General features: G+C 64.2%; 17 protein-coding genes and 1 pseudogene. 6 read left to right on the top strand and 12 right to left on the bottom strand.

What is annotated here, in order from left to right:
- Positions 1 to 33 precede the first annotated feature (33 nt).
- The 3 genes from ABIB80_RS25960 to gltX all read right to left on the bottom strand — a co-directional run bounded on the left by ABIB80_RS25960 (position 34) and on the right by gltX (position 4,308).
- A complete protein-coding gene (locus tag ABIB80_RS25960; protein WP_354128710.1) occupies positions 34 to 1,212 on the bottom strand; it encodes an ROK family transcriptional regulator in 1,179 nt (392 codons plus the stop codon).
- Positions 1,213 to 1,389: 177 nt separating this feature from the next.
- A complete protein-coding gene (gene gltA / locus ABIB80_RS25955) occupies positions 1,390 to 2,694 on the bottom strand; it encodes a citrate synthase (RefSeq protein WP_007603656.1) in 1,305 nt (434 codons plus the stop codon).
- A gap of 183 nt (positions 2,695 to 2,877) precedes the next feature.
- Positions 2,878 to 4,308, bottom strand: coding sequence for a glutamate--tRNA ligase (gene gltX, locus ABIB80_RS25950; protein WP_354128693.1), 1,431 nt, complete (start codon positions 4,306 to 4,308; stop codon positions 2,878 to 2,880).
- A gap of 67 nt (positions 4,309 to 4,375) precedes the next feature.
- Here gltX and ABIB80_RS25945 point away from each other — a divergent pair, with 67 nt between their 5' ends.
- From ABIB80_RS25945 to ABIB80_RS25925, 5 genes and pseudogenes are all read left to right on the top strand, one after another.
- The gene (locus ABIB80_RS25945) at positions 4,376 to 4,963 is read left to right on the top strand and encodes an NAD(P)H-dependent oxidoreductase (protein ID WP_354128692.1); all 588 of its coding nucleotides are present in this window, start codon (positions 4,376 to 4,378) and stop codon (positions 4,961 to 4,963) included.
- 79 nt (positions 4,964 to 5,042) lie between these two features.
- Positions 5,043 to 6,719 (top strand): glutamine--tRNA ligase/YqeY domain fusion protein, encoded by a 1,677-nt coding sequence (locus tag ABIB80_RS25940; protein ID WP_354128691.1) that lies wholly within the window; start codon positions 5,043 to 5,045, stop codon positions 6,717 to 6,719.
- Positions 6,720 to 6,727: 8 nt separating this feature from the next.
- The gene (locus ABIB80_RS25935) at positions 6,728 to 7,114 is read left to right on the top strand and encodes a YybH family protein (protein WP_354128690.1); all 387 of its coding nucleotides are present in this window, start codon (positions 6,728 to 6,730) and stop codon (positions 7,112 to 7,114) included.
- Between the two features lie 87 nt (positions 7,115 to 7,201).
- Positions 7,202 to 7,435 carry a DUF2171 domain-containing protein gene (locus ABIB80_RS25930; RefSeq protein ID WP_007610829.1) on the top strand — a complete coding sequence of 78 codons (234 nt, stop codon included), beginning with the start codon at positions 7,202 to 7,204 and terminating at the stop codon, positions 7,433 to 7,435.
- 95 nt (positions 7,436 to 7,530) lie between these two features.
- A pseudogene (locus tag ABIB80_RS25925) lies at positions 7,531 to 9,803 on the top strand (ComEC/Rec2 family competence protein).
- 137 nt (positions 9,804 to 9,940) lie between these two features.
- Here the strand turns inward: ABIB80_RS25925 and ABIB80_RS25920 are convergent.
- The 6 genes from ABIB80_RS25920 to ABIB80_RS25895 all read right to left on the bottom strand — a co-directional run bounded on the left by ABIB80_RS25920 (position 9,941) and on the right by ABIB80_RS25895 (position 15,309).
- A complete protein-coding gene (locus ABIB80_RS25920) occupies positions 9,941 to 10,375 on the bottom strand; it encodes a hypothetical protein (RefSeq protein WP_007590582.1) in 435 nt (144 codons plus the stop codon).
- Between the two features lie 452 nt (positions 10,376 to 10,827).
- The gene (gene lexA, locus ABIB80_RS25915) at positions 10,828 to 11,529 is read right to left on the bottom strand and encodes a transcriptional repressor LexA (RefSeq protein WP_007590583.1); all 702 of its coding nucleotides are present in this window, start codon (positions 11,527 to 11,529) and stop codon (positions 10,828 to 10,830) included.
- A gap of 175 nt (positions 11,530 to 11,704) precedes the next feature.
- Complete coding sequence (locus ABIB80_RS25910) at positions 11,705 to 12,916, bottom strand: molybdopterin molybdotransferase MoeA (RefSeq protein WP_219682183.1); 1,212 nt, start codon at positions 12,914 to 12,916, stop codon at positions 11,705 to 11,707.
- 258 nt (positions 12,917 to 13,174) lie between these two features.
- Positions 13,175 to 13,366 (bottom strand): hypothetical protein, encoded by a 192-nt coding sequence (locus ABIB80_RS25905; protein WP_007590586.1) that lies wholly within the window; start codon positions 13,364 to 13,366, stop codon positions 13,175 to 13,177.
- A gap of 168 nt (positions 13,367 to 13,534) precedes the next feature.
- Entirely contained in the window at positions 13,535 to 14,167 is a 633-nt protein-coding gene (locus ABIB80_RS25900; protein WP_007590587.1) for an HAD family hydrolase, read from the bottom strand.
- A gap of 8 nt (positions 14,168 to 14,175) precedes the next feature.
- Positions 14,176 to 15,309 (bottom strand): alpha-hydroxy acid oxidase, encoded by a 1,134-nt coding sequence (locus ABIB80_RS25895; protein WP_354128689.1) that lies wholly within the window; start codon positions 15,307 to 15,309, stop codon positions 14,176 to 14,178.
- A gap of 306 nt (positions 15,310 to 15,615) precedes the next feature.
- Here ABIB80_RS25895 and ABIB80_RS25890 point away from each other — a divergent pair, with 306 nt between their 5' ends.
- Positions 15,616 to 16,953 (top strand): S41 family peptidase, encoded by a 1,338-nt coding sequence (locus ABIB80_RS25890; RefSeq protein ID WP_007590590.1) that lies wholly within the window; start codon positions 15,616 to 15,618, stop codon positions 16,951 to 16,953.
- A gap of 75 nt (positions 16,954 to 17,028) precedes the next feature.
- Here ABIB80_RS25890 and ABIB80_RS25885 read toward each other — a convergent pair whose 3' ends face one another.
- The 3 genes from ABIB80_RS25885 to ABIB80_RS25875 all read right to left on the bottom strand — a co-directional run bounded on the left by ABIB80_RS25885 (position 17,029) and on the right by ABIB80_RS25875 (position 18,696).
- Entirely contained in the window at positions 17,029 to 17,160 is a 132-nt protein-coding gene (locus tag ABIB80_RS25885; protein ID WP_256375787.1) for a hypothetical protein, read from the bottom strand.
- A gap of 45 nt (positions 17,161 to 17,205) precedes the next feature.
- Complete coding sequence (locus ABIB80_RS25880; RefSeq protein ID WP_035992605.1) at positions 17,206 to 18,066, bottom strand: DMT family transporter; 861 nt, start codon at positions 18,064 to 18,066, stop codon at positions 17,206 to 17,208.
- Positions 18,067 to 18,135: 69 nt separating this feature from the next.
- Positions 18,136 to 18,696 carry a TetR/AcrR family transcriptional regulator gene (locus tag ABIB80_RS25875; RefSeq protein WP_245285849.1) on the bottom strand — a complete coding sequence of 187 codons (561 nt, stop codon included), beginning with the start codon at positions 18,694 to 18,696 and terminating at the stop codon, positions 18,136 to 18,138.
- Between the last annotated feature and the right edge of the window lie 35 nt (positions 18,697 to 18,731).

The following is an 18,731-nucleotide window of genomic DNA, read 5'->3' as shown; positions in this document are numbered from 1 at the left end:
CTTTCGCGCGAGAGCAGCGCGGCATCAGATATCTCAGGCGGCCTCGATCGATGCGGCCGGCATGCCGCCGCGGCAAGCGAGACAGAAAGCCGCGAATGCCAGCGCCGCTCGCGGATCGTTGCCATTCGACGGCGGTACGAAAGCGAGCGACACTTGCGCGTGATTGCGGCCGCCCAACAGACAGGCGTCGATCCCCTCGACGAGCGCGTTGCGATCGTCCTCGGCGAGGAGCGACGGCCAGCCGCTGATCGCGACGCCCTTGCATGGCTTCACGTTCAGCGTGTTGCCGATCGCAAGTCCAAGCCGGAACAGCCGCTGGCGCAATTCCTGCCGCACGCGCGACGAGAGCGGTATCGCAGTCACCCATTCGCTGCCGAGTTGAAGCAACTCGGCTTCCGCGACGCCAAGAAGCTCGGCCAGGGCGGGAAGCGACGTATAGGCCTCGACGCAGCCATGATGACCACAGCGGCAAATTGGTCCGTCGGCTTCGAACACCATGTGGCCGAGCTCGACCGGCTGGAGGGCATCGTCCTCGACCGGATCATCCATCCAGGTGCCCGCAACGCCCTGGCCGACGAAGACGAAGAGATGTGCGCCGCTGAAGGGATAATTCTCCGTGCGGCAGCGGTGAAAGATGGCGTGCGCGACGACCGAATTGGTGAACTCGACCGGCACCCCGGCAAACGCCTCGCCGAACATCTCGTTGATACGCCCGATGTCGCAGGGAATGATCGGATTGCTTGGCGCGCCCAGCCGGCTGAGACCCGGAATGGAGACACCGATCTGTGCGAGGGGGATGCGTCGGCGCCGCGTCCACTCGCGCAGCAATGTCATCGCCTCGCGAAACGCCTGGCCTACGGCCGCGACGGTCGGCGTCTTCGGCAGCGGCACTTGCCCGGTATAGCGCAGCTCATCCGACAGGCCCCCGACGCCGACGCTGAGCCGCTGGGTGGTCAGCTCAAACGCCGCGAGCGCCACCGCTTTATCGAGCGACACGAGGCCGGTCGGGCCACCGACATAAGGGGCAGGGCGCCGCACTTCCTCAATCAGGCCCTCGGCCCTCAGGTCGAACAGGATGCGCGACAGGCTCGCTTCCGACAGGCGCACGGCCTTGGCCAGCGGCGGGCGAAACGACCCGCCTGACTGAAGCAGATGAGTCAAAATGGCAGCACGCGTCTGCCGCCGACTTCTCGGCTGCTCCGGCATTTCCATCCCTGTCGTCATTCTTACTTAGTGTAAGAATGCGCGCGGAGCATTTCGGCTGTCAAGCGATCGCCGACGCATTGCGCCGACTTGTTGTTGTGCGCGGCAGCAAGATTGTGTCGGCGCAAAACAAAAACGGCGCCATCCGGAGATGGCGCCGCTTCGAAAGCCGTGATGGGCTCGACCTTACTTGCGGTTGTTGATCGCGACGTAGTCGCGCTTGGTGACACCGGTGTAGAGCTGGCGCGGACGGCCGATCTTCTGCTGCGGATCCTCGATCATCTCGCTCCACTGGCTGATCCAGCCGACGGTGCGGGCGACCGCGAACAGCACGGTGAACATCGAGACCGGGAAGCCCATCGCCTTCAGCGTGATGCCCGAATAGAAGTCGACGTTCGGGTAGAGCTTGCGGTCGATGAAGTACTGGTCGCTGAGCGCGATCTTCTCGAGCTCGAGCGCCACCTTCAGCATCGGATCGTCGCCATGGCCGGTCTCCTTGAGCACGGCGTGACACATCTTCTGCATGATCTTGGCGCGCGGATCGTAGTTCTTGTAGACGCGGTGACCGAAGCCCATCAGGCGGACTTCAGAATTCTTGTCCTTCACCTTGGCGATGAATTCGGGGATCTTGTCGACCGAGCCGATCTCGGCGAGCATTGCCAGCGCTGCTTCGTTGGCGCCGCCATGCGCCGGGCCCCACAGGCAGGCGATGCCGGCGGCGATGCAGGCGAACGGGTTGGCGCCGGAGGAGCCGGCGATACGCACCGTCGAGGTCGAGGCGTTCTGCTCGTGGTCGGCGTGCAGGATGAAGATTTTGTCCAGCGCGTCAGCCAGCACCGGGTTGATCTTGTACTCCTCGCACGGCACGGCGAAGCACATGTGCAGGAAGTTCTCGGCGAACTTCAGCGAGTTTTTCGGATACACGAAGGGCTGGCCGACTGTGTACTTGTAGGCCATCGCAGCCAGCGTCGGGATCTTGGCGATCATGCGCATGGAGGCGATCATGCGTTGCTTCGGATCGTTGATGTCGGTTGAGTCGTGATAGAACGCGGCGAGCGCGCCGACAGCCGCCACCATGATCGCCATCGGATGGGCGTCGCGGCGGAAGCCTTGGAAGAAGCGGGCCATCTGCTCGTGCACCATCGTGTGATGGATCACGCGATCGTCGAAATCCTTCTTCTGCGCGGCGGTGGGAAGCTCCCCGAACAGCAGCAGATAGCAGGTCTCGAGGAAGTCGCCGTTCTCGGCGAGCTGCTCGATCGGATAGCCGCGGTATTCCAGCACGCCCGCGTCACCGTCGATATAGGTGATCTTGGACTGGCAGCTCGCTGTCGAGGTGAAGCCGGGATCGTAGGTGAACAGGCCGGACTGGCCGTAGAGCTTGCCGATATCGATGACGTCGGGCCCGACGCTGCCGCTGTGGATCGGAAGATCGAAATTCTTGTTTCCGACCGTCAGTGTGGCGGTCTTATTGCTTGGTTTTGCGTCCATCAGAGGTCCCCGATGTATGGTGAAACGGGCCGGACCCGGAGGCCCCGACGAGATATCGCGGGGCAGGCCGGATGTTCCAGAAGGTACGGGTGAGATGGGTATATTATTGCTGTGTGCGCTGCAAGATGGCGCCACGCATGGTCGACTTACGTCGTAGCCTGGTTCTTGGCCCCGATTCTTGGCCTAGTCCTTGGCCTGATCTTTAAGCCGGCCCAGGCTTTCCTGGCGTCCCAGGACGTCCAAGACCTCGAATATGCCGGGCGACGTCGTCCGTCCGGTCAGCGCCGCCCGCAGCGGCTGGGCGACCGCGCCGAGCTTGAGACTATTTTCCTCGGCATAGGCGCGCAGGGCGGCTTCCGCATTGGCCGCGCTCCACGTCTCGACTTTCTCCAGCGCGGAATGAAGCTGGCCGATCAGCTTGCGGTTCTCAGGGGTCAGCAGCGCTGCCGCCTTTGGATCAAGCTCCAGCGGCCGGTCGGCGAAGATGAAATAGGCGCTGTCGATCAGCTCGATCAGCGTCTTGGCGCGCTCCTTCAGGGCCGGCATGGCCTTCAGGAGCTGCGCGCGCGTGGCGTCGTTTAACTTGGCCTTAATCTCGTCGCGGCTCGGCACGACGTGGTCGAGCACGTCCTCGAACATCTTCACGAGTGATTGATCGTCGGCATTGCGGATGTAGTGGCCGTTGAGGTTTTCCAGCTTGGCGAAACCGAAGCGCGCTGCTGCGCGGCCGACGCTGGCGAGGTCGAAGGCTGCGATCATCTCCTCGGTCGAGAAGATTTCCTGGTCGCCATGGCTCCAGCCGAGCCGGACGAGATAGTTGCGGAGCGCGGCCGGGAGGTATCCCATGGCGCGGTAGGCATCGACGCCGAGCGCGCCGTGCCTCTTGGAGAGCTTTGAACCGTCCGGGCCATGGATCAGGGGGATGTGAGACATGCTCGGCAGCGTCCAGCCCATCGCGTCGTAGATCTGCTTTTGGCGGGCCGCGTTGATCAAATGGTCGTCGCCGCGGATGACATGGGTGACGCCCATGTCGTGGTCGTCGACCACCACTGCGAGCATGTAGGTCGGGTTGCCATCGCCGCGCAGCAGGACGAGATCGTCGAGGTTTTCGTTCTGCCAGACCACGCGACCCTGGACCTGGTCTTCGATCACGGTTTCGCCGGTCTGGGGCGCGCGGAGCCGGATGGTCGGCTTCACGTCGGTTGGGGCCGTCGCCGGATCGCGGTCGCGCCACAGGCCGTCATAGAGGCGGGTGCGCCCCTCTGCGCGCGCCTTCTCGCGCATCGCGGTGAGCTCCTCGGCGGTGGCGTAGCAGCGATAGGCCTTGCCCTCGGCGAGCAGCTGCTCGGCGACTTCGCGGTGGCGGGCGGCGCGGCTGAACTGGTAGATGACATCGCCATCCCAGCCGAGCTCCAGCCATTTCAGGCCGTCGAGGATGGCGCCGATCGCCGCCTCGGTGGAGCGCTCCCGGTCGGTATCCTCGATCCGGAGCAGCATCTTGCCGCCGTGCTTCTTCGCATAGAGCCAGTTGAACAGGGCCGTGCGCGCGCCCCCGATATGGAGGAAGCCGGTCGGCGAGGGAGCAAAGCGGGTGACGACGGGAGAGGTGTTCATTGACCGCGCGGGATAAGGGAGGTGGCTGATTGGCGACCGTGTATCATAGGCGCGGGAGATTGTGCCAATGCTAATCCAGGTCGTTCATAGCCATCCGCTCGCGGACAGTTACAACCATGCACTGTTCCATACCATCGTCGAGACGCTGAAAACTCGACACGAAGTGATCGCGACTGACCTTTACCGCGAGGGGTTTTCCCCGGAGATGACCGAGGCGGAGCGGCGCAGCTACTATCACGGCCCCTATGCAGAGGACGCGGTGGCGAGCCTCATCGAGCACGTACGGCGCGTCGACGGCATTATCTTCTGCTTTCCGCATTGGTGGTTTTCGATGCCTGCCATGCTCAAGGGCTATTTCGACCGGGTCTGGGCGCCGGGTACGGCGTTCGCCCACGATCTGAAGGGTGGGCGCATCAAGCCGCTGCTGACCAACATCCGCCTGTTCGGCGTTGTGACGAGCTACGGCTCACCGTGGTGGTTGAGCCAGATCGTCATGCAAGACCCCGGCCGCAAGGTGTTGCTTAGGGCACTGAAACCGATGTGTGGATCCGGCGTTCGGTCGTTCTATTTGGCGCACTACGATATGGATCGCTCCACCTTGGCATCCCGGGCTGCCTTCATCGAGCGCGTGCGTGCCAGAATCGCCGAAGTTTGACCGGACGGTGGGCATGGGGCTTGGCCTAGGGGCTCGAATTTGGCAGAAGGGCCGCTGATTTCCCTACAGGATTTTCGTAATGACAGAACCGGTGGCGAACGAGGTTGGGCGCGATTTCATTCGTGACATCATCCAGGCGGACCTCGATCAGGCCAAATACAAGGAGATCGTGACCCGGTTCCCGCCGGAGCCGAACGGCTATCTCCATATCGGCCACGCCAAGTCGATCGCGCTCAATTTCGGCATCGCCCAGGAGTTTCCGGGCCGCTGCCATCTGCGCTTCGACGACACCAACCCGGTCAAGGAAGAGCAGGAATATATCGATTCCATCCAGGCAGACGTGCGCTGGCTCGGCTTCGACTGGGGCAAGAACCTGTTCTTCGCCTCGGACTATTTCGACCGCCTCTATGAATGGGCGGAGCAGCTGATCCGAGACGGGCTCGCCTATGTCGACGACCAGACCCAGGAGGAGATCCGTCTTGCGCGCGGCACGCTGACCGAGCCCGGCAAGAACTCGCCCTTTCGCGATCGCACCGTGGATGAAAACCTCGACCTGTTCCGCCGCATGAAGGCGGGCGAATTCCCGAATGGGGCGCGCGTGCTGCGGGCCAAGATCGACATGGGTGCGGGCAACATCAATCTGCGCGACCCCGTGCTGTACCGCATCCTGCATGCGCACCATCCGCGCACCGGGACCAAGTGGAGCATCTATCCGAGCTACGACTATGCGCACGGCCAGTCGGACGCGATCGAGGGTATCACGCACTCGATCTGCACCCTGGAATTCGAGGACCACCGGCCGCTCTACGACTGGTTCATCGAGAAGCTGCCGGTGCCATCGAAGCCGCACCAGTACGAATTCGCGCGGCTGAACCTGACCTACACGCTGCTGTCCAAGCGCGTGCTGACCCAGCTCGTCCGCGAGGGCCATGTCGCGGGCTGGGACGATCCGCGCATGCCGACGATGGCGGGCATGCGCCGCCGCGGCGTGCCGCCGGCCGCCCTTCGCGAATTCGTCAAGCGCATTGGCGTGGCGAAAGCCAACAGCGTCGTCGACGTCGGCATGCTCGAGTTCTGCATTCGCGAGGAGCTGAACCGGACGTCACAGCGGCGGATGGCGGTGCTGAAGCCGCTAAAAGTCGTGATCGAGAATTATCCGGAAGGGCAGACCGAGGAGCTCGAGGCGATCAACCATCCGGACGATCCCTCTGCCGGCACCCGGAAGGTCACGTTCGGCCGTGAGCTCTACATCGAGCAGGACGACTTCATGGAGAACCCGCCGAAGAAGTTCTTCCGTCTGTCGCCAGGCAACGAGGTGCGGCTGCGCTACGCCTATTTCGTCAAATGCACCGGCGTGATCAAGAACGATGCCGGCGAGGTGGTGGAGCTGCGCTGCACCTACGATCCCGCGACCAAAGGCGGTAACGCGCCCGATGGCCGCAAGGTCAAGGCCACCATGCACTGGCTGTCGGCGGCGACATCCGTGCCCGCGGAAATCCGCATCTACAACCAGCTGTTTGCCAACCCGAGCCCGGACGCCTCGAATTTCGCGGCCGACCTCAATCCGCAGTCGCTCGAAATTCTCGCTGATGCGCGCGTCGAGGCATCGGTCGCGGAAGGCAATTCGACCGAGGTAATGCAGTTCGAGCGCCAAGGCTATTTCGTGCGCGACAAGGACTCGACGCCGGGCAAGCCGGTGTTTTCGCGCACCATCGGTCTGCGCGACACGTTCGCGAAGGAAGTCGCCAAGGGCTGAGGACGACCATGACCAGCGAAGCCGACGCCGTCGTTTCCGCCATCATCGCCAAATGGAGCGCCGGCTTCGCAACGCTCGACGCCGCGGCACTCTCGTCTCTGTATTCGAAGAACGCCTTCTTCTTCGGCTCCAACCCAAAGCTCTATCGGGGCAGGGATGGCGTCGCAGACTATTTCAACGGCCTGCCGCGCTGGCGCAAGCCGAGCGCGGTCTTCTCCGAGGTGTATGCGGCGCAGGCAGCTCCTGATCTCATCAATATGGCCGCAACCATCTCGTTCGATCTCGCCGGCGAAAGCCCCGATTTCTCGGTCAAGATGAGCTGGGTCATCGTGCGCGAGGATGGCGACTGGAAGATCGTCAATCACCATGCTTCCTCGCAGGCGCCGCTGATCTGACCAGCGGGGCACACGGCATTGTCATTCTCGCGAGAGAGAACGAACGTGCGCCCCACGCGTTGGGCTGGGTCCAACAAGGAGCCCACCATGCAGAACATCGCAGAGCACATGGAAGTCATCGGCGCCGACGGCGTCCATATCGGCACCGTTGACAAGGTCGAAGGCAATCGCATCAAGCTGACCAAGAAGGACAGCGGCGAGGGCAGCCACAAGGGGCATCATCACTTCATCGACAAGGGCCTCGTCGCGGACATCGAGGGCAACAAGGTCCGGCTGTCGGCCAAGGCGGATGTCGCGGTGACGATGGAAGAGGAAAAGTAGCGGTCGCGCCCTTTCGTTCCTGATCCGTACCGCTATCCGCCCGCCTGCACGTTCCGGTAGCTTCGGCCTTCGTTGCGTATCATCGAGTGCAGGGAATGGCGGAGCCGGGCCGGCCGGTACGGTCGCAGGGGATCGCGGGGACGTGGCCCGCGGGCCGCGCCGCGTCCGCGGGCGGCCTCGCGCCTGCAGGCCTCGACCTCTGGACATCGCTGGCCGAGACGCGTGGCTGCGCGCCGAGGCTGGCGCCGGGCGGCTGTTGCCGTGGGTGCCCGTGGCGTTTGGCTGCGGCATCGCGCTTTATTTCTCGGCAGATCACGAACCTGTGCTGTGGGTCGTAGCCACGACCGCCATCGCGCTCCTGCTTGGCGCGGCTCTGTTGCGGCGGAGCCGGCTGTTCGCCCCGGCCATCATGATCGCGGCGGTCGCGGCCGGCTTTGCCGTCGCGACCTGGAAGACGGCGCGCATCGCTCACCCGGTGCTGGCAAAGTCGCTCTATTCGGTATCGTTGTCGGGCTTCGTCGAAGCCCGCGACATCCGCGAGCGTACCGACAGGTTCGTGCTGCGCGTCACCGCGATGGAGGCGCAGCGCAGCGACGTCAGGCTCGAGCGCGTGCGCCTGTCGGTCCGCAAGGGCACGGCGCCGGAGGTCGGCAGTTTCGTTCAGCTGAAGGCGCGGCTGATGCCGCCGCTCGCGCCGGTGCGGCCCGGCAGCTACGACTTTTCGCGTGACATGTTCTTCCAGGGCATCGGCGCCTCCGGCTTCGCGATGGGCGCAATCACGGTGGCGGCGCCGCCTGAGACCGCCGGCTTGCGGCTGCGTTACGCGGCCTTCATGCAAGGCCTGCGCGATGCGATCGATGCCCGCATCCGGGCGACGCTCGACGGCGACAACCGGGCGATCGCGACCGCGCTGCTCACCGGGCGGCGCGATGCGATCACCACGCCCGTCAACGACGCGATGTTCATCTCCGGCCTCGGCCACGTGCTCTCGATCTCCGGTTATCACATGGCGGTCGTTGCCGGTGTCGTGTTCTTCGCGGTGCGCGCGCTGCTCGCTCTGATCCCCAGACTGGCGGCCGGCTTCGCCATCAAGAAATGGTCGGCCGCCGCCGCGCTGGTCGCCGCTGCGTTCTACCTGCTGCTGTCAGGCGCGGAGGTCGCGACGCAAAGGTCGTTCTTCATGACCGCGGTAGTGCTGATCGCGGTGATGGTCGATCGCCGCGCCATCACCTTCCGCACGCTTGCTGTCGCCGCGCTGATCGTGCTCGCGGTCGCGCCGGAAGCGCTGGTGCATCCGAGCTTCCAGATGTCGTTTGCAGCAACGCTCGGGCTGGTGGCGCTGGTGCAGATCGGCATGCCGAATTTGTTTGCCTCGCCGGACCATTCGGCGACTGCACGCATTGCGATGTGGGGCGGCCGCGAGATCGCGATGCTGTTCATGGCTTCGCTGATTGCGGGACTTGCGACCACACCCTACGCCGCTTTCCACTTCCACCGTGTCACGCCGTTCGGCGTGCTCGCCAATCTCGGCGCGATGCCGGTGGTCTCGGCGCTGGTGATGCCGGCGGGGCTGTTGGGGCTGCTTGCTGCACCGTTCGGGCTGGACAGCGTGTTCTGGTGGCTGATGGGGATCGGCATCGACTGGATGGTCGCGGTCTCGCGCTGGGTCGCAGCATTGCCGGGTGCCGTCGGCCGCATCGCGGCGTTCGGGATCGGGCCGCTGATCGCGGCGAGCCTGGGAATCATCGTGCTGGGCTTGTTGCGGACGCCGCTGCGCTGGTCCGGCGCCCTGGTGCTGCTGGCAGCGATCCTGTGGGGACTGTCGGCGCGGAGGCCCGACATCCTGATCGCCGGGGATGGCGCGAGCGTCGCGGTGCGGGGCAAGGACGGATATCTGCACCTGATCAGGACCAGCAAGGACAGCTTTCTGCTCAAGGAATGGCTCGCTGCCGACGCCGATCCGCGCGATGCCGGCAGAGCCTCGCTGGCTGATGGCGTGTCCTGTGACGAATCCGGCTGCGTGACGCCACTGATCGACGGGAGGCTGGTCGCGCTGGCACTGCGGGTCGACGCTCTCGCCGACGATTGCAGTCGGGCCGCGCTGGTGGTGACGACGCGTCCCGCGCCGCCCGATTGCGCGGCGATGGTGGTCGATCGGCAGCGGCTCGCCAGCCAGAGCGCACTGGCGCTGACGCAGCGTGGTGACGGATTTGTGGTTCAGGCGGTGAGGGCGAGAGGCACGAGCCGCCCCTGGTTGCCGGTCGGCGCCGGCGAGGGTGATTTCGACGGCAGCCTTGCGCCGAAGGCGACCGCGCCCCGCATCAAGGACGCAACGCCGGCGGAGACCGACTTGCAGGCCGACGATTGATCTGATGGTGCGGAGCAACGCAGCGGGTCGGTGCGTCCGCTCGGATTCGCTGGCGCAAACCACACCATCTCGCCGGCCACGGCCGGCGATGGCAATTCAATCCTGACCTCCGACCTCGTAGCCGGAGGGCGGCTGTTTCAGCCGATCGGCAGGTGCGTGACGGTCGGCTGCCTGTCGGCGATGATCTGCGCCTTGTGCTCGCGCTCGATGACCGACTGGGTCACAGGCAGTTGCAGCACGGTCGCGCGCTGGCCTTCGACGAGCTGCGTCACCAGCACAAATTTGCCGTCGGGGAATTCGATCGCGTCATGATGGCGGTCGGGAACGTGCGGATCGATCTTGCCGAACTTGCCCACGCGGGAATTGATGGTCCGCGTCCAGATCCAGCGATTGTCGTAGCGGACGTCGTCTGCGAAGGCGAGCTCCGTTCCCGGCAGCAGGCAGACGGCAACAGACGGATCGGCTGCGGAGGCGAAGCCGCGCGTCGAGGTGCCGCGGAAATTTGTCGTGACGATCGTCTCGCCGACTTCGGCGGGGCGCGACGCGACGGCATGCAGGCTGTAGTCACACATCGGGTGCTCCTCATGCTGGGATAGCAACCCACGTCTCTTATCGAGGCGCAGGCCTCTATCAGAGTTGAAGCACGAAAGCTCTGCTCGGTTGTGGGCAAATCTGCGGCTGGTTTCCGCAAGCCGCGATCACATTATCTTTCCCGAATTCAATAGGAACAAAGAGAGTTGCGATGCATTCGGGAGGCGCATGCGCGAATATTGCCGGCTGGTGCAACGACCTCGATCGCTGCTCGCTGTTTCCTCGCACACTCGAGCCGCGAAGCGGTGCTGTTTCGGTGCTGCTTCTTGGGCGTCGCGAGTAGCCAGCGCCGGAGCAGGGGCCGGATAGTCTGTGCAGAACCAGAAAGACTATCCAGCCGGAGCGGACGATGATCCGCTCCAATCTCTGACCGGCGATGCCGATCGGAAGCGCGCGAGGCGCCAACTTCTCCAGGTATCAAGTACGTCCGGTATCAGTACTTCCGGTAAAGCCCGATCAGCTTGCCCTGAATCTTCACCCGATTGGGCGGCAGGATGCGGACCTCATAGGCAGCGTTGGCGGGCTCGAGCGCGATCGAGGCGCCGCGACGGCGGAAGCGCTTCAGCGTCGCTTCCTCGTCGTCGATCAGCGCCACCACGATGTCGCCGGTATCGGCGCTCTCGTTGCGCTGAATCAGCGCCATGTCGCCGTCAAGGATGCCGGCATCAACCATGGAATCACCGCGCACTTCCAGCGCGTAATGTTCGCCCGAGCCGAGCATGTCGGGCGGTACGCTGATGGTGTGGCTGCGTGTCTGCAACGCCTCGATCGGCGTGCCGGCCGCGATGCGGCCCATCACCGGTACCGCCACGGGGCGTTCGCCCTCGTCCGCGGGCAGGCTGGAGCCCGCACGCACCTTGCCGAGATTGCCCTCGATGACGCTGGGGGTGAAGCCGCGGCGGCTGCCGGCGGCTGCCTGGAGCTCCGGCAGCTTGATGACTTCAATCGCACGGGCGCGGTTGGGCAGGCGTCGGATGAAGCCACGCTCCTCGAGCGCCGTGATCAGGCGATGGATGCCCGACTTCGAGCGCAGATCGAGCGCATCCTTCATCTCGTCGAAGGAGGGCGGCACGCCGCTTTCCTTCAGACGTTCACTGATGAACCGCAGAAGCTCGTATTGTTTGCGCGTTAACATCTCGACCAAAGTCCCCCGGTTGATGTCGTCCGATTCCGAGACGCAGAATTCGGCAATAAGCCGCTACATGCTCGAAACAAATCATGAACGGACACTATATGTTCGATACATGTTCCGCAACTGCTTAATTTACCGTGAACAGAGCAAAGTTCGCGGAACGCGCGTTGCGGGGTGCTCAGACGGGGAGCCGCAACACTTCGCAAGCCGTGCCGGCTTCGGCCTTCGGCGCGAATGGTGCGCGCACGAGAAGTACCTGTGCTGCAGCGAGATTCGCAAGCAGCGAAGAGTCCTGATGATTGACGGGAAGAACGACGCGTGTGCCATCGTCACGCTCCTCCAGATGCGCGCGCAGATAGTCCTCGCGCTGGTCGTTGGCGCCGACGCCGCGGCCGAGCACGGCGCGTTCGCGGCGATGGTGAATCACTGAACGGCCCGACAGGGCGCGAATCAGCGGCACCATGAACAGGAAAGCGCACACGTAGGACGACACGGGATTGCCCGGCAGGCCGATCACACCCATTGCGCCGAGTCGCCCGTGCATCATCGGCTTGCCTGGCCGCATCGCGATCTTCCAGAACGCCATCGCGATGCCTTCGTCCCGCAGTGCCTGCTGGACCAGATCGTGGTCGCCGACCGATGCGCCGCCGGTCGTGATCAGGATGTCGGCGCCGCTCTCGCGGGCGCGGCGGATGCCGGCGGTGGTCGCCTCCAGCGTGTCGGCGGCAATACCGAGGTCGATCGTCTCGGCGCCTTCGCTGCGGGCGAGCGCGTGCAGGGCGTAGCCGTTGGAATAGACGATCTGGCCGTGGCCTGGCGTGGTGCCTGGCATCACCAGCTCGTCGCCGGTGGCGAGAATCGCGACCTTTGGACGCCTGAAAACGACAAGGTGCGGATGATTCATCCCGGCAGCGAGCGCGAGGTCGCGCTCGGTGACACGGCTTCCCTTGCGCAGGAGCACGTCACCCTCGCGGAAATCGACGCCGGCGGGGCGGATGTGCCGACCGGCGATCGCGGCTTCCTTGATCATGATCCGCTTGCCGGCTGCGACCGTGTCCTCCTGGATCACGACGGCGTCCGCGCCACCGGGAACGACGCCGCCGGTGAAGATCCGTACGGCCTCGCCGGCGCCGATCGTCCCGGCGAACGGTCGGCCCGCCGCGACTTCGCCGACCACGGTGAGCTCCGAATCGATCGTCGCGGCATCGGCCGCGCGCACCGCGTAGCCGTCCATCGCCGACATCGCCTGCGGCGGCTGCGTGCGCCGCGCCGCGAGGTCACGCGCGAGCACGCGATGATGGGCCTCGTCGAGGGAAATCATTTCTTCCGGCAGCGGCTCTGCACCCGCCAGCACCGCGGCAAGCGCGTCGGAAACCGGCATCAAGGCCACGGCGAAAACTCCTGCTCGGCACGTTCGGGCGAATGTTCCGCACGTCTTCTAGCCGAGCGCGGGCGCAGAGGCAAAAACCGCTGAGCGGGCACAGTCATCCCGCCGCTTCACATTGTTCCGGAAGGCAGGATCAAGCGCGTCGCGGCATGATGCGAAGAACCTGACAAATCGGCAGGAGAGCGGCCATGGAAGCGACGAAAATCACGGCAAGGAAAATCACGGCAAGGCGAGAACGACGAGCGCCCCGGGCTGCATCGATCAGCTCCCTGCCTGCCCGGGAGTTACGTCGGGCGCCTTGGCTCCCTGGTCTTTGTCGGGCAGCGGATCGGCCTGGGATTTCAGGTCGGCGGCCTTGCTCACAAGCTTGGCGGAAAGGTCCGAATCTGAAGTTGTCCTGGCGAATTCAAGAAGAAGAGAGGCCTGCTTGGTGAGGTAGGTTTTGCCCAGCACGATGATGCATCCGTCCGTAGAAGTCCCAACGGACTCTAAGAGTCCGGAAGGCGGTATTCCGTTCCCGGAACTCTGTACAAAAATGCACAAAGTGATCGGGTTCCTCAATTTCTCAAAATTGGTCCCGGCGGGCGGTGCCGCCGTGGGTTTCGCGACACCGACTCCTCGTCAAATGCCCAATGCCTTCAATGCGTTCCCGACGTCACGCGGCGAGGTCACATGCACCGCCGTCAAGCCGCGCGCCCGCGCTCCCTCGATGTTTTCGGCAAGATCATCGAAGAACACGATGCGCCCGGCGGGCACGCCGATCGCCGCAACGACGTGGTCGAAGGCCTCCGCATCCGGTTTGCGCAAGCCGATGCTGGACGACAAATACAGCTCGCGGAAATGGCCGAGGAGGTCGGCATATTCCCTCGAGAAATGGTCCACGTGCGGCCGGTTGGTGTTGGAGAAAGCGTAGAGCGGCATCTGCTTCGCTGCCCGCGGCAGCAGCTCGGCGATGTCAGGCATTTCGCCGGCGAAGATCGCGTTCCAGCCTTCCAGGAACTGCGCGTCCGAAATGCCGATTCCGAGCGAGGCTCGCAATGAGGCGAAATAATCCTCATCGCTGATCTTCCCCATCTCGTGCAACCGATAGGCTTCGCTGTCCCGCACATAGCGCGCTACAATGGCTTCGGGCTTGCAGCCGGCATGTCCCGCCCAGCAGGCGATTGCCCTGGAGAAATCGATATCGAGCACCACGCGGCCGAGATCGAACAGGAGCGCATCCGCGCTGCCGGGAGAGAGCGATGTCACCTGCATCCTTTCACTCAGTATCGATATGGCTCGTGGTCGAACAGCGGAAACGCGCTGAACACACTCGGCGCGTTGGTTGCGGTCGCCTGGTGCAGGCAGGATTTGTCGAGCTCGGCGAACGACGTCGCACCCAAGAGGCCGAGGCAGCGCAGCACTTCGTCCTCGAGCAGCTCCAGCATGCGCGCCACGCCGGATTCGCCGGCCGCCGCCAGCGCCCAGCATTGTAGCCGGCCGATGCCGACCAGGTCGGCACCCGCCGCGATCGCCTTGACGATGTCGGTGCCGCGACAGACGCCGCCATCGACCATGATCTTGGCGCGGCCGTTCACGGCATCGACGATCTCGGGCAGCACATGCATGGCGCCGCGACCGTGATCGAGCTGACGGCCGCCATGGTTGGAGACGTAAATCCATTCGACGCCGTGATCGATCGCGATCAGCGCATCCTCTGGCGTCGCGATGCCCTTGAGGATCAGCGGGATCTTGAACTTGTCCTTGATCATCTTCACCGTCCGCCACTCCAGACCCTTCTGGTAATCGCCGCCGGTGGCGCGCAGGCGGCTCTCGCGAACGTAGCGCTTGGCGATGTCACGTTCGCGACGGCTGTAGTGAGCGGTGTCGACGGTCAGGCAGAAGGCGGCGTAGGCGTTCTTCTCGGCCCGGCTGACGACGTCGGCAACGAAGGCGTCGTCGCCGCGCACATAGAGCTGGTAGAGGCGCAGCGCGTCGGGCGCAGCTTCGGCGGTCTTCTCGAGGCCGGGCTCGGACACGGAACTGAGCATGTGCGCCGCACCGAAAGTGCCGCAGGCGCGTGCCACGCTCGCCGCACCATCCGGATCGAAGATCTCAAGCGCGCCGACGGGGGCGAGTACCACCGGCAGGCGCATCTTGCGGCCGAACTGCTCGACCGAGCCGGTGACCTTGCGGACATCGCGCAGCACGCGCGGGCGAAAGGCGATCTCGTCCAGTGCCATGCGGTTGCGACGCATCGTGGTCTCGGTCTCGGCCGCGCCGACGATATAATCCCAGGCATTCTGGTTGAGGTTGGCGCGGGCTTTCCGGACGAATTCATGCAGATTCTGGAACGGCTCGGTGCTGGCGCCGAGCTCGACGTTCCTTTCCGGTTGGATGCGGGGTGCTTCGTTCATTGTTATCCTCCCGAGAATTTGAAGCCTTCCCTCATCGCCTAACCCGTCCGGGGCGCCAAAACCATCCTAAAATGGCATGGCAGCGAGGCGTGGGCCGGCCGGCCGACCCCCGCTGCGCACCAACCGGGTCCTGCAACGTTGCCGAAAGTTTAGGTCCGGACGAAGGGATTTTTACGGTGTACCCGCCGGCGTGGCATCCCGGCCTTGAAGAAACCAGAATGGTATTGTGAGAAGCAGGCTGGATCGCCATTTGCATGGCGGCTCCCCAGCCCCACCGAACCGCGAAGCAAAAAGGCCAGCCTATCCATGCGGAAAACCCTGCTGTTTCCACTGGGCGCGCTCACCGGAGCGTGTCTGACCCTTCTGGTAGCCAGTCCGCACGGCGGCGTATGGGCGGCACGGGCGGCAGCGAGCGCGGATGACGCCTATTCCAAGCTCAATTTGTTCGGCGAAGTGTTCGAGCGGGTGAAGGCGAGCTACGTCGAGAAGCCTGACAATGCCAAGCTGATCGAAGGCGCGATCACCGGCATGGTGACCTCGCTCGATCCGCACTCGCGCTACATGAACGACAAGGCCTGGACCGAGATGCAGGAGACCACCTCCGGCGAGTTCGGCGGGCTCGGCATCGAGGTCACGATGGAGGACGGTCTCGTCAAGGTCGTCTCGCCGATCGACGACACGCCGGCGTCTAAAGCCGGCATCATGTCGGGCGACCTCATCAGCAAGATCGACGGCGATGCGGTGCAGGGCATGACGCTCGAGCAGGCCGTCAACAAGATGAAGGGGCCGGTCGAGACCCAGACCAAGCTCACGATCGTGCGCAAGGGCGCCGACGCCCCGCTCGACGTCGCGATCAAGCGCGAGATCATCCATGTGCGCCCGGTGCGCTTCCACGTCGAGAACGGCGACATCGGCTATATCCGCGTCACCTCGTTCAACGAGCAGACGACCGATGGCCTGAAGAAGGCGATCGCATCGATCTCCAAGGACGTTCCGCCGGAGAAGCTGGTCGGCTATGTGATGGACCTGCGCAACAATCCGGGCGGACTGCTCGATCAGGCCGTGTCGGTGTCGAGCGCGTTCCTGCAGCGTGGCGAGGTCGTCTCGACCCGCGGCCGCAATCCGGAAGAGACCCAGCGCTTCACGGCGCATGGAGGCGACCTCACCAAGGGCAAGCCGCTGGTGGTTCTCGTCAATGGCGGCTCGGCCTCGGCCTCGGAGATCGTGGCCGGCGCGCTGCATGACCACAAGCGCGCCACGCTGATCGGCACGCGCTCGTTCGGCAAGGGCTCGGTGCAGACCATCATTCCGCTCGGCACCGGCAACGGCGCGCTGGCGCTGACCACGGCGCGCTACTACACGCCCTCGGGCCGCTCGATCCAGGCCCAGGGCATCGCGCCCGACATCGAGATCCTCCAGGACGTGCCGGCCGAGCTGAAGGGCCGGATGGACACCATGGCGGAGTCCCAGATGCGCGGTCATCTCCAGGCAGCCGACGGCACCGAGCAGACCGGGTCGCAGTCCTATGTCCCGCCGGAGGCGAAAGACGACAAGGCCCTGCATACGGCCTACGACTTCCTGCACGGCCAAACCGCGAATGCGGTGGCCGCCAAGCCGGCGTCGAGGGCTGCGGTGCCGAACTAGGCCCTCGCCAGTTCCAGAGATCGATCGCCCGGGCGTGGTTGACCGCTCCCGGGCGATTTCGTTTTGGACGCCGTCTCAGCTGGGATTCATGGCCGCAAGGGTGGCCTCGTAGCAGCCATCGCGCTCGGCCCAGCGCAGGGCGCGGTCGCGCTCGACCAGCACTTCGTCGCGGGGATGGACCCGCAGCTCCAGCGGCTGCGTTAACAAGGTCAGCCGCGTGCTGAGAATCTGCCAACGACGCGACTTCCAAGTTCAAATTGGTCGAGCGCTCGGTCTTAGCTGAGTGACAGCGACGCCGGAGATCGCGAGCAGCCCGCCGATCATCAACATTGGGGTCATGCGTTCGCCAAGAAACAACACGCTCGACATCAAGGCGAACACCGGAAGCAGCAAACCGAAGGGCGCGACGCGACCCATGGAGCAACGCCCGATCAGCCAGAACCACAGGCCAAATCCGACAATTCCCCCGATGAAAATCGTATAGGCGAGTGCCAGCCAACCACGTCCATCTGCAGTGACGAGGCTCGCGAGTTGTCCATGTTCAAGGAGCAGCGACATCAACATGACCTGCGGCACCGTGAACAGCGAGGACCATCCCATCAACATCAGGGGATCAAAAGGGCCGTAGCGTTTCGTCAGGACATTGGACACCGCGAATGCGAAGGCTGCCCCGACCACGAGCAGCAGTGGAAGCGCGTTTGCGGACGGGCCGGGCCCCGCTGCCAGCACGACCACGCCGACAAATGCAAGCACCACTCCAGCGGACGTGGTGAGAGACGGCCGCTCCGCGAGCAGCGGCCAGGCCAGCAGGACGGTGAAGGGCGTGGCGAGTTGAATTGCGACGGCCGACATGCTTCCCGAGCCGAGGCCGAGGCCAACATAGAAGAGCCCGAAGTTCAGTCCGCCAAGGAAAAACGAAATCGCTGCGATCGGGCCAAACTGTTGACGTGCGGGCCTTTTGACGAAGGGAACAAGCAGCAGCGCGATGGCCAGGAAGCGCAGCGCGAGGAAGAAGAGGGGTGGAAACTCCATAACGCCCACTTTGATGGCCACGAATTGATAACCCCAGAGCAAGGGGACGACCACCGCGCAGACGATCTGGAAGCCGGACATGGTATCGTTCTTTTCAAGACCGTTCGGTCTAGATATAGGCGTGCGAGCAGCGGAAACGTCCATGGTTGTCTACCTGATGAAGCGGTCGAGAAAAGCGTCAACGGTGGCTTGCGAAATGATCCGTGTCGGTGCCGTTTTGCCGACCACCCGCAGGCCCTCGACGAAACAGACGAGAATTCGGGCGGCACTCGAAGGCTCGACACCATCGGCCAGCTTGCCCGCTGCCTTCGCACGGGAAAGTGCACCAGCCACCCGAGCCTCCATAGCTTTGAAAAAGCTCCCGATGCGACGATCAATTTCGGCATCACGGCCAGCCAGTTCCATGGCTGTGGCTACCAACAGGCATCCGCGCCGACCATTGGCACCGCTGTTGCGGTCAACATAGCCGGCAAGGTAGGCCCTTAGGCCGTCGATCGGCTCCCTGCGGGGGTCGAGTTCGATATCCATCCGTGTCAAGGCAATGGCAATGTAGCGATCAAGCGCAAGCAGGAACAGCGAGTGCTTGTCGCCGAAAGCGGCGTAGAGGCTGCCCCGCGAGAGCTTCGTCGCACGAAGAAGGTCCGGTAGCGCCGTGGCGTGATAGCCGCGGGACCAGAACACATCCATCGCGCGTTCGACGGCGGATTCCATGTCGAAACTTCGGGGACGGCCACGGGGCAACTGCA

The sequence above is a fragment of the Bradyrhizobium sp. i1.15.2 genome (genome assembly GCF_040548425.1).
In the GTDB taxonomy this organism is placed as follows: Bacteria; Pseudomonadota; Alphaproteobacteria; order Rhizobiales; family Xanthobacteraceae; genus Bradyrhizobium; species Bradyrhizobium canariense.
Note: the sequence above shows the minus strand (reverse complement) of the source record. Positions and strands in the feature narration are given on the sequence as shown.

What these genes read in the sequence shown, in the direction of transcription:
- gltA (WP_007603656.1), bottom strand. Translation starts at nt 2,694, where the DNA reads ATGGACGCAAAACCAAGCAATAAGACCGCCACACTGACGGTCGGAAAC.
- gltX (WP_354128693.1), bottom strand. Translation starts at nt 4,308, where the DNA reads ATGAACACCTCTCCCGTCGTCACCCGCTTTGCTCCCTCGCCGACCGGC.
- ABIB80_RS25935 (WP_354128690.1), top strand. Translation starts at nt 6,728, where the DNA reads ATGACCAGCGAAGCCGACGCCGTCGTTTCCGCCATCATCGCCAAATGG.
- lexA (WP_007590583.1), bottom strand. Translation starts at nt 11,529, where the DNA reads ATGTTAACGCGCAAACAATACGAGCTTCTGCGGTTCATCAGTGAACGT.
- ABIB80_RS25940 (WP_354128691.1), top strand. Translation starts at nt 5,043, where the DNA reads ATGACAGAACCGGTGGCGAACGAGGTTGGGCGCGATTTCATTCGTGAC.
- ABIB80_RS25930 (WP_007610829.1), top strand. Translation starts at nt 7,202, where the DNA reads ATGCAGAACATCGCAGAGCACATGGAAGTCATCGGCGCCGACGGCGTC.
- ABIB80_RS25920 (WP_007590582.1), bottom strand. Translation starts at nt 10,375, where the DNA reads ATGTGTGACTACAGCCTGCATGCCGTCGCGTCGCGCCCCGCCGAAGTC.
- ABIB80_RS25960 (WP_354128710.1), bottom strand. Translation starts at nt 1,212, where the DNA reads ATGGAAATGCCGGAGCAGCCGAGAAGTCGGCGGCAGACGCGTGCTGCC.
- ABIB80_RS25875 (WP_245285849.1), bottom strand. Translation starts at nt 18,696, where the DNA reads ATGGAATCCGCCGTCGAACGCGCGATGGATGTGTTCTGGTCCCGCGGC.
- ABIB80_RS25895 (WP_354128689.1), bottom strand. Translation starts at nt 15,309, where the DNA reads ATGAACGAAGCACCCCGCATCCAACCGGAAAGGAACGTCGAGCTCGGC.
- ABIB80_RS25945 (WP_354128692.1), top strand. Translation starts at nt 4,376, where the DNA reads ATGCTAATCCAGGTCGTTCATAGCCATCCGCTCGCGGACAGTTACAAC.
- ABIB80_RS25890 (WP_007590590.1), top strand. Translation starts at nt 15,616, where the DNA reads ATGCGGAAAACCCTGCTGTTTCCACTGGGCGCGCTCACCGGAGCGTGT.
- ABIB80_RS25900 (WP_007590587.1), bottom strand. Translation starts at nt 14,167, where the DNA reads ATGCAGGTGACATCGCTCTCTCCCGGCAGCGCGGATGCGCTCCTGTTC.
- ABIB80_RS25880 (WP_035992605.1), bottom strand. Translation starts at nt 18,066, where the DNA reads ATGTCCGGCTTCCAGATCGTCTGCGCGGTGGTCGTCCCCTTGCTCTGG.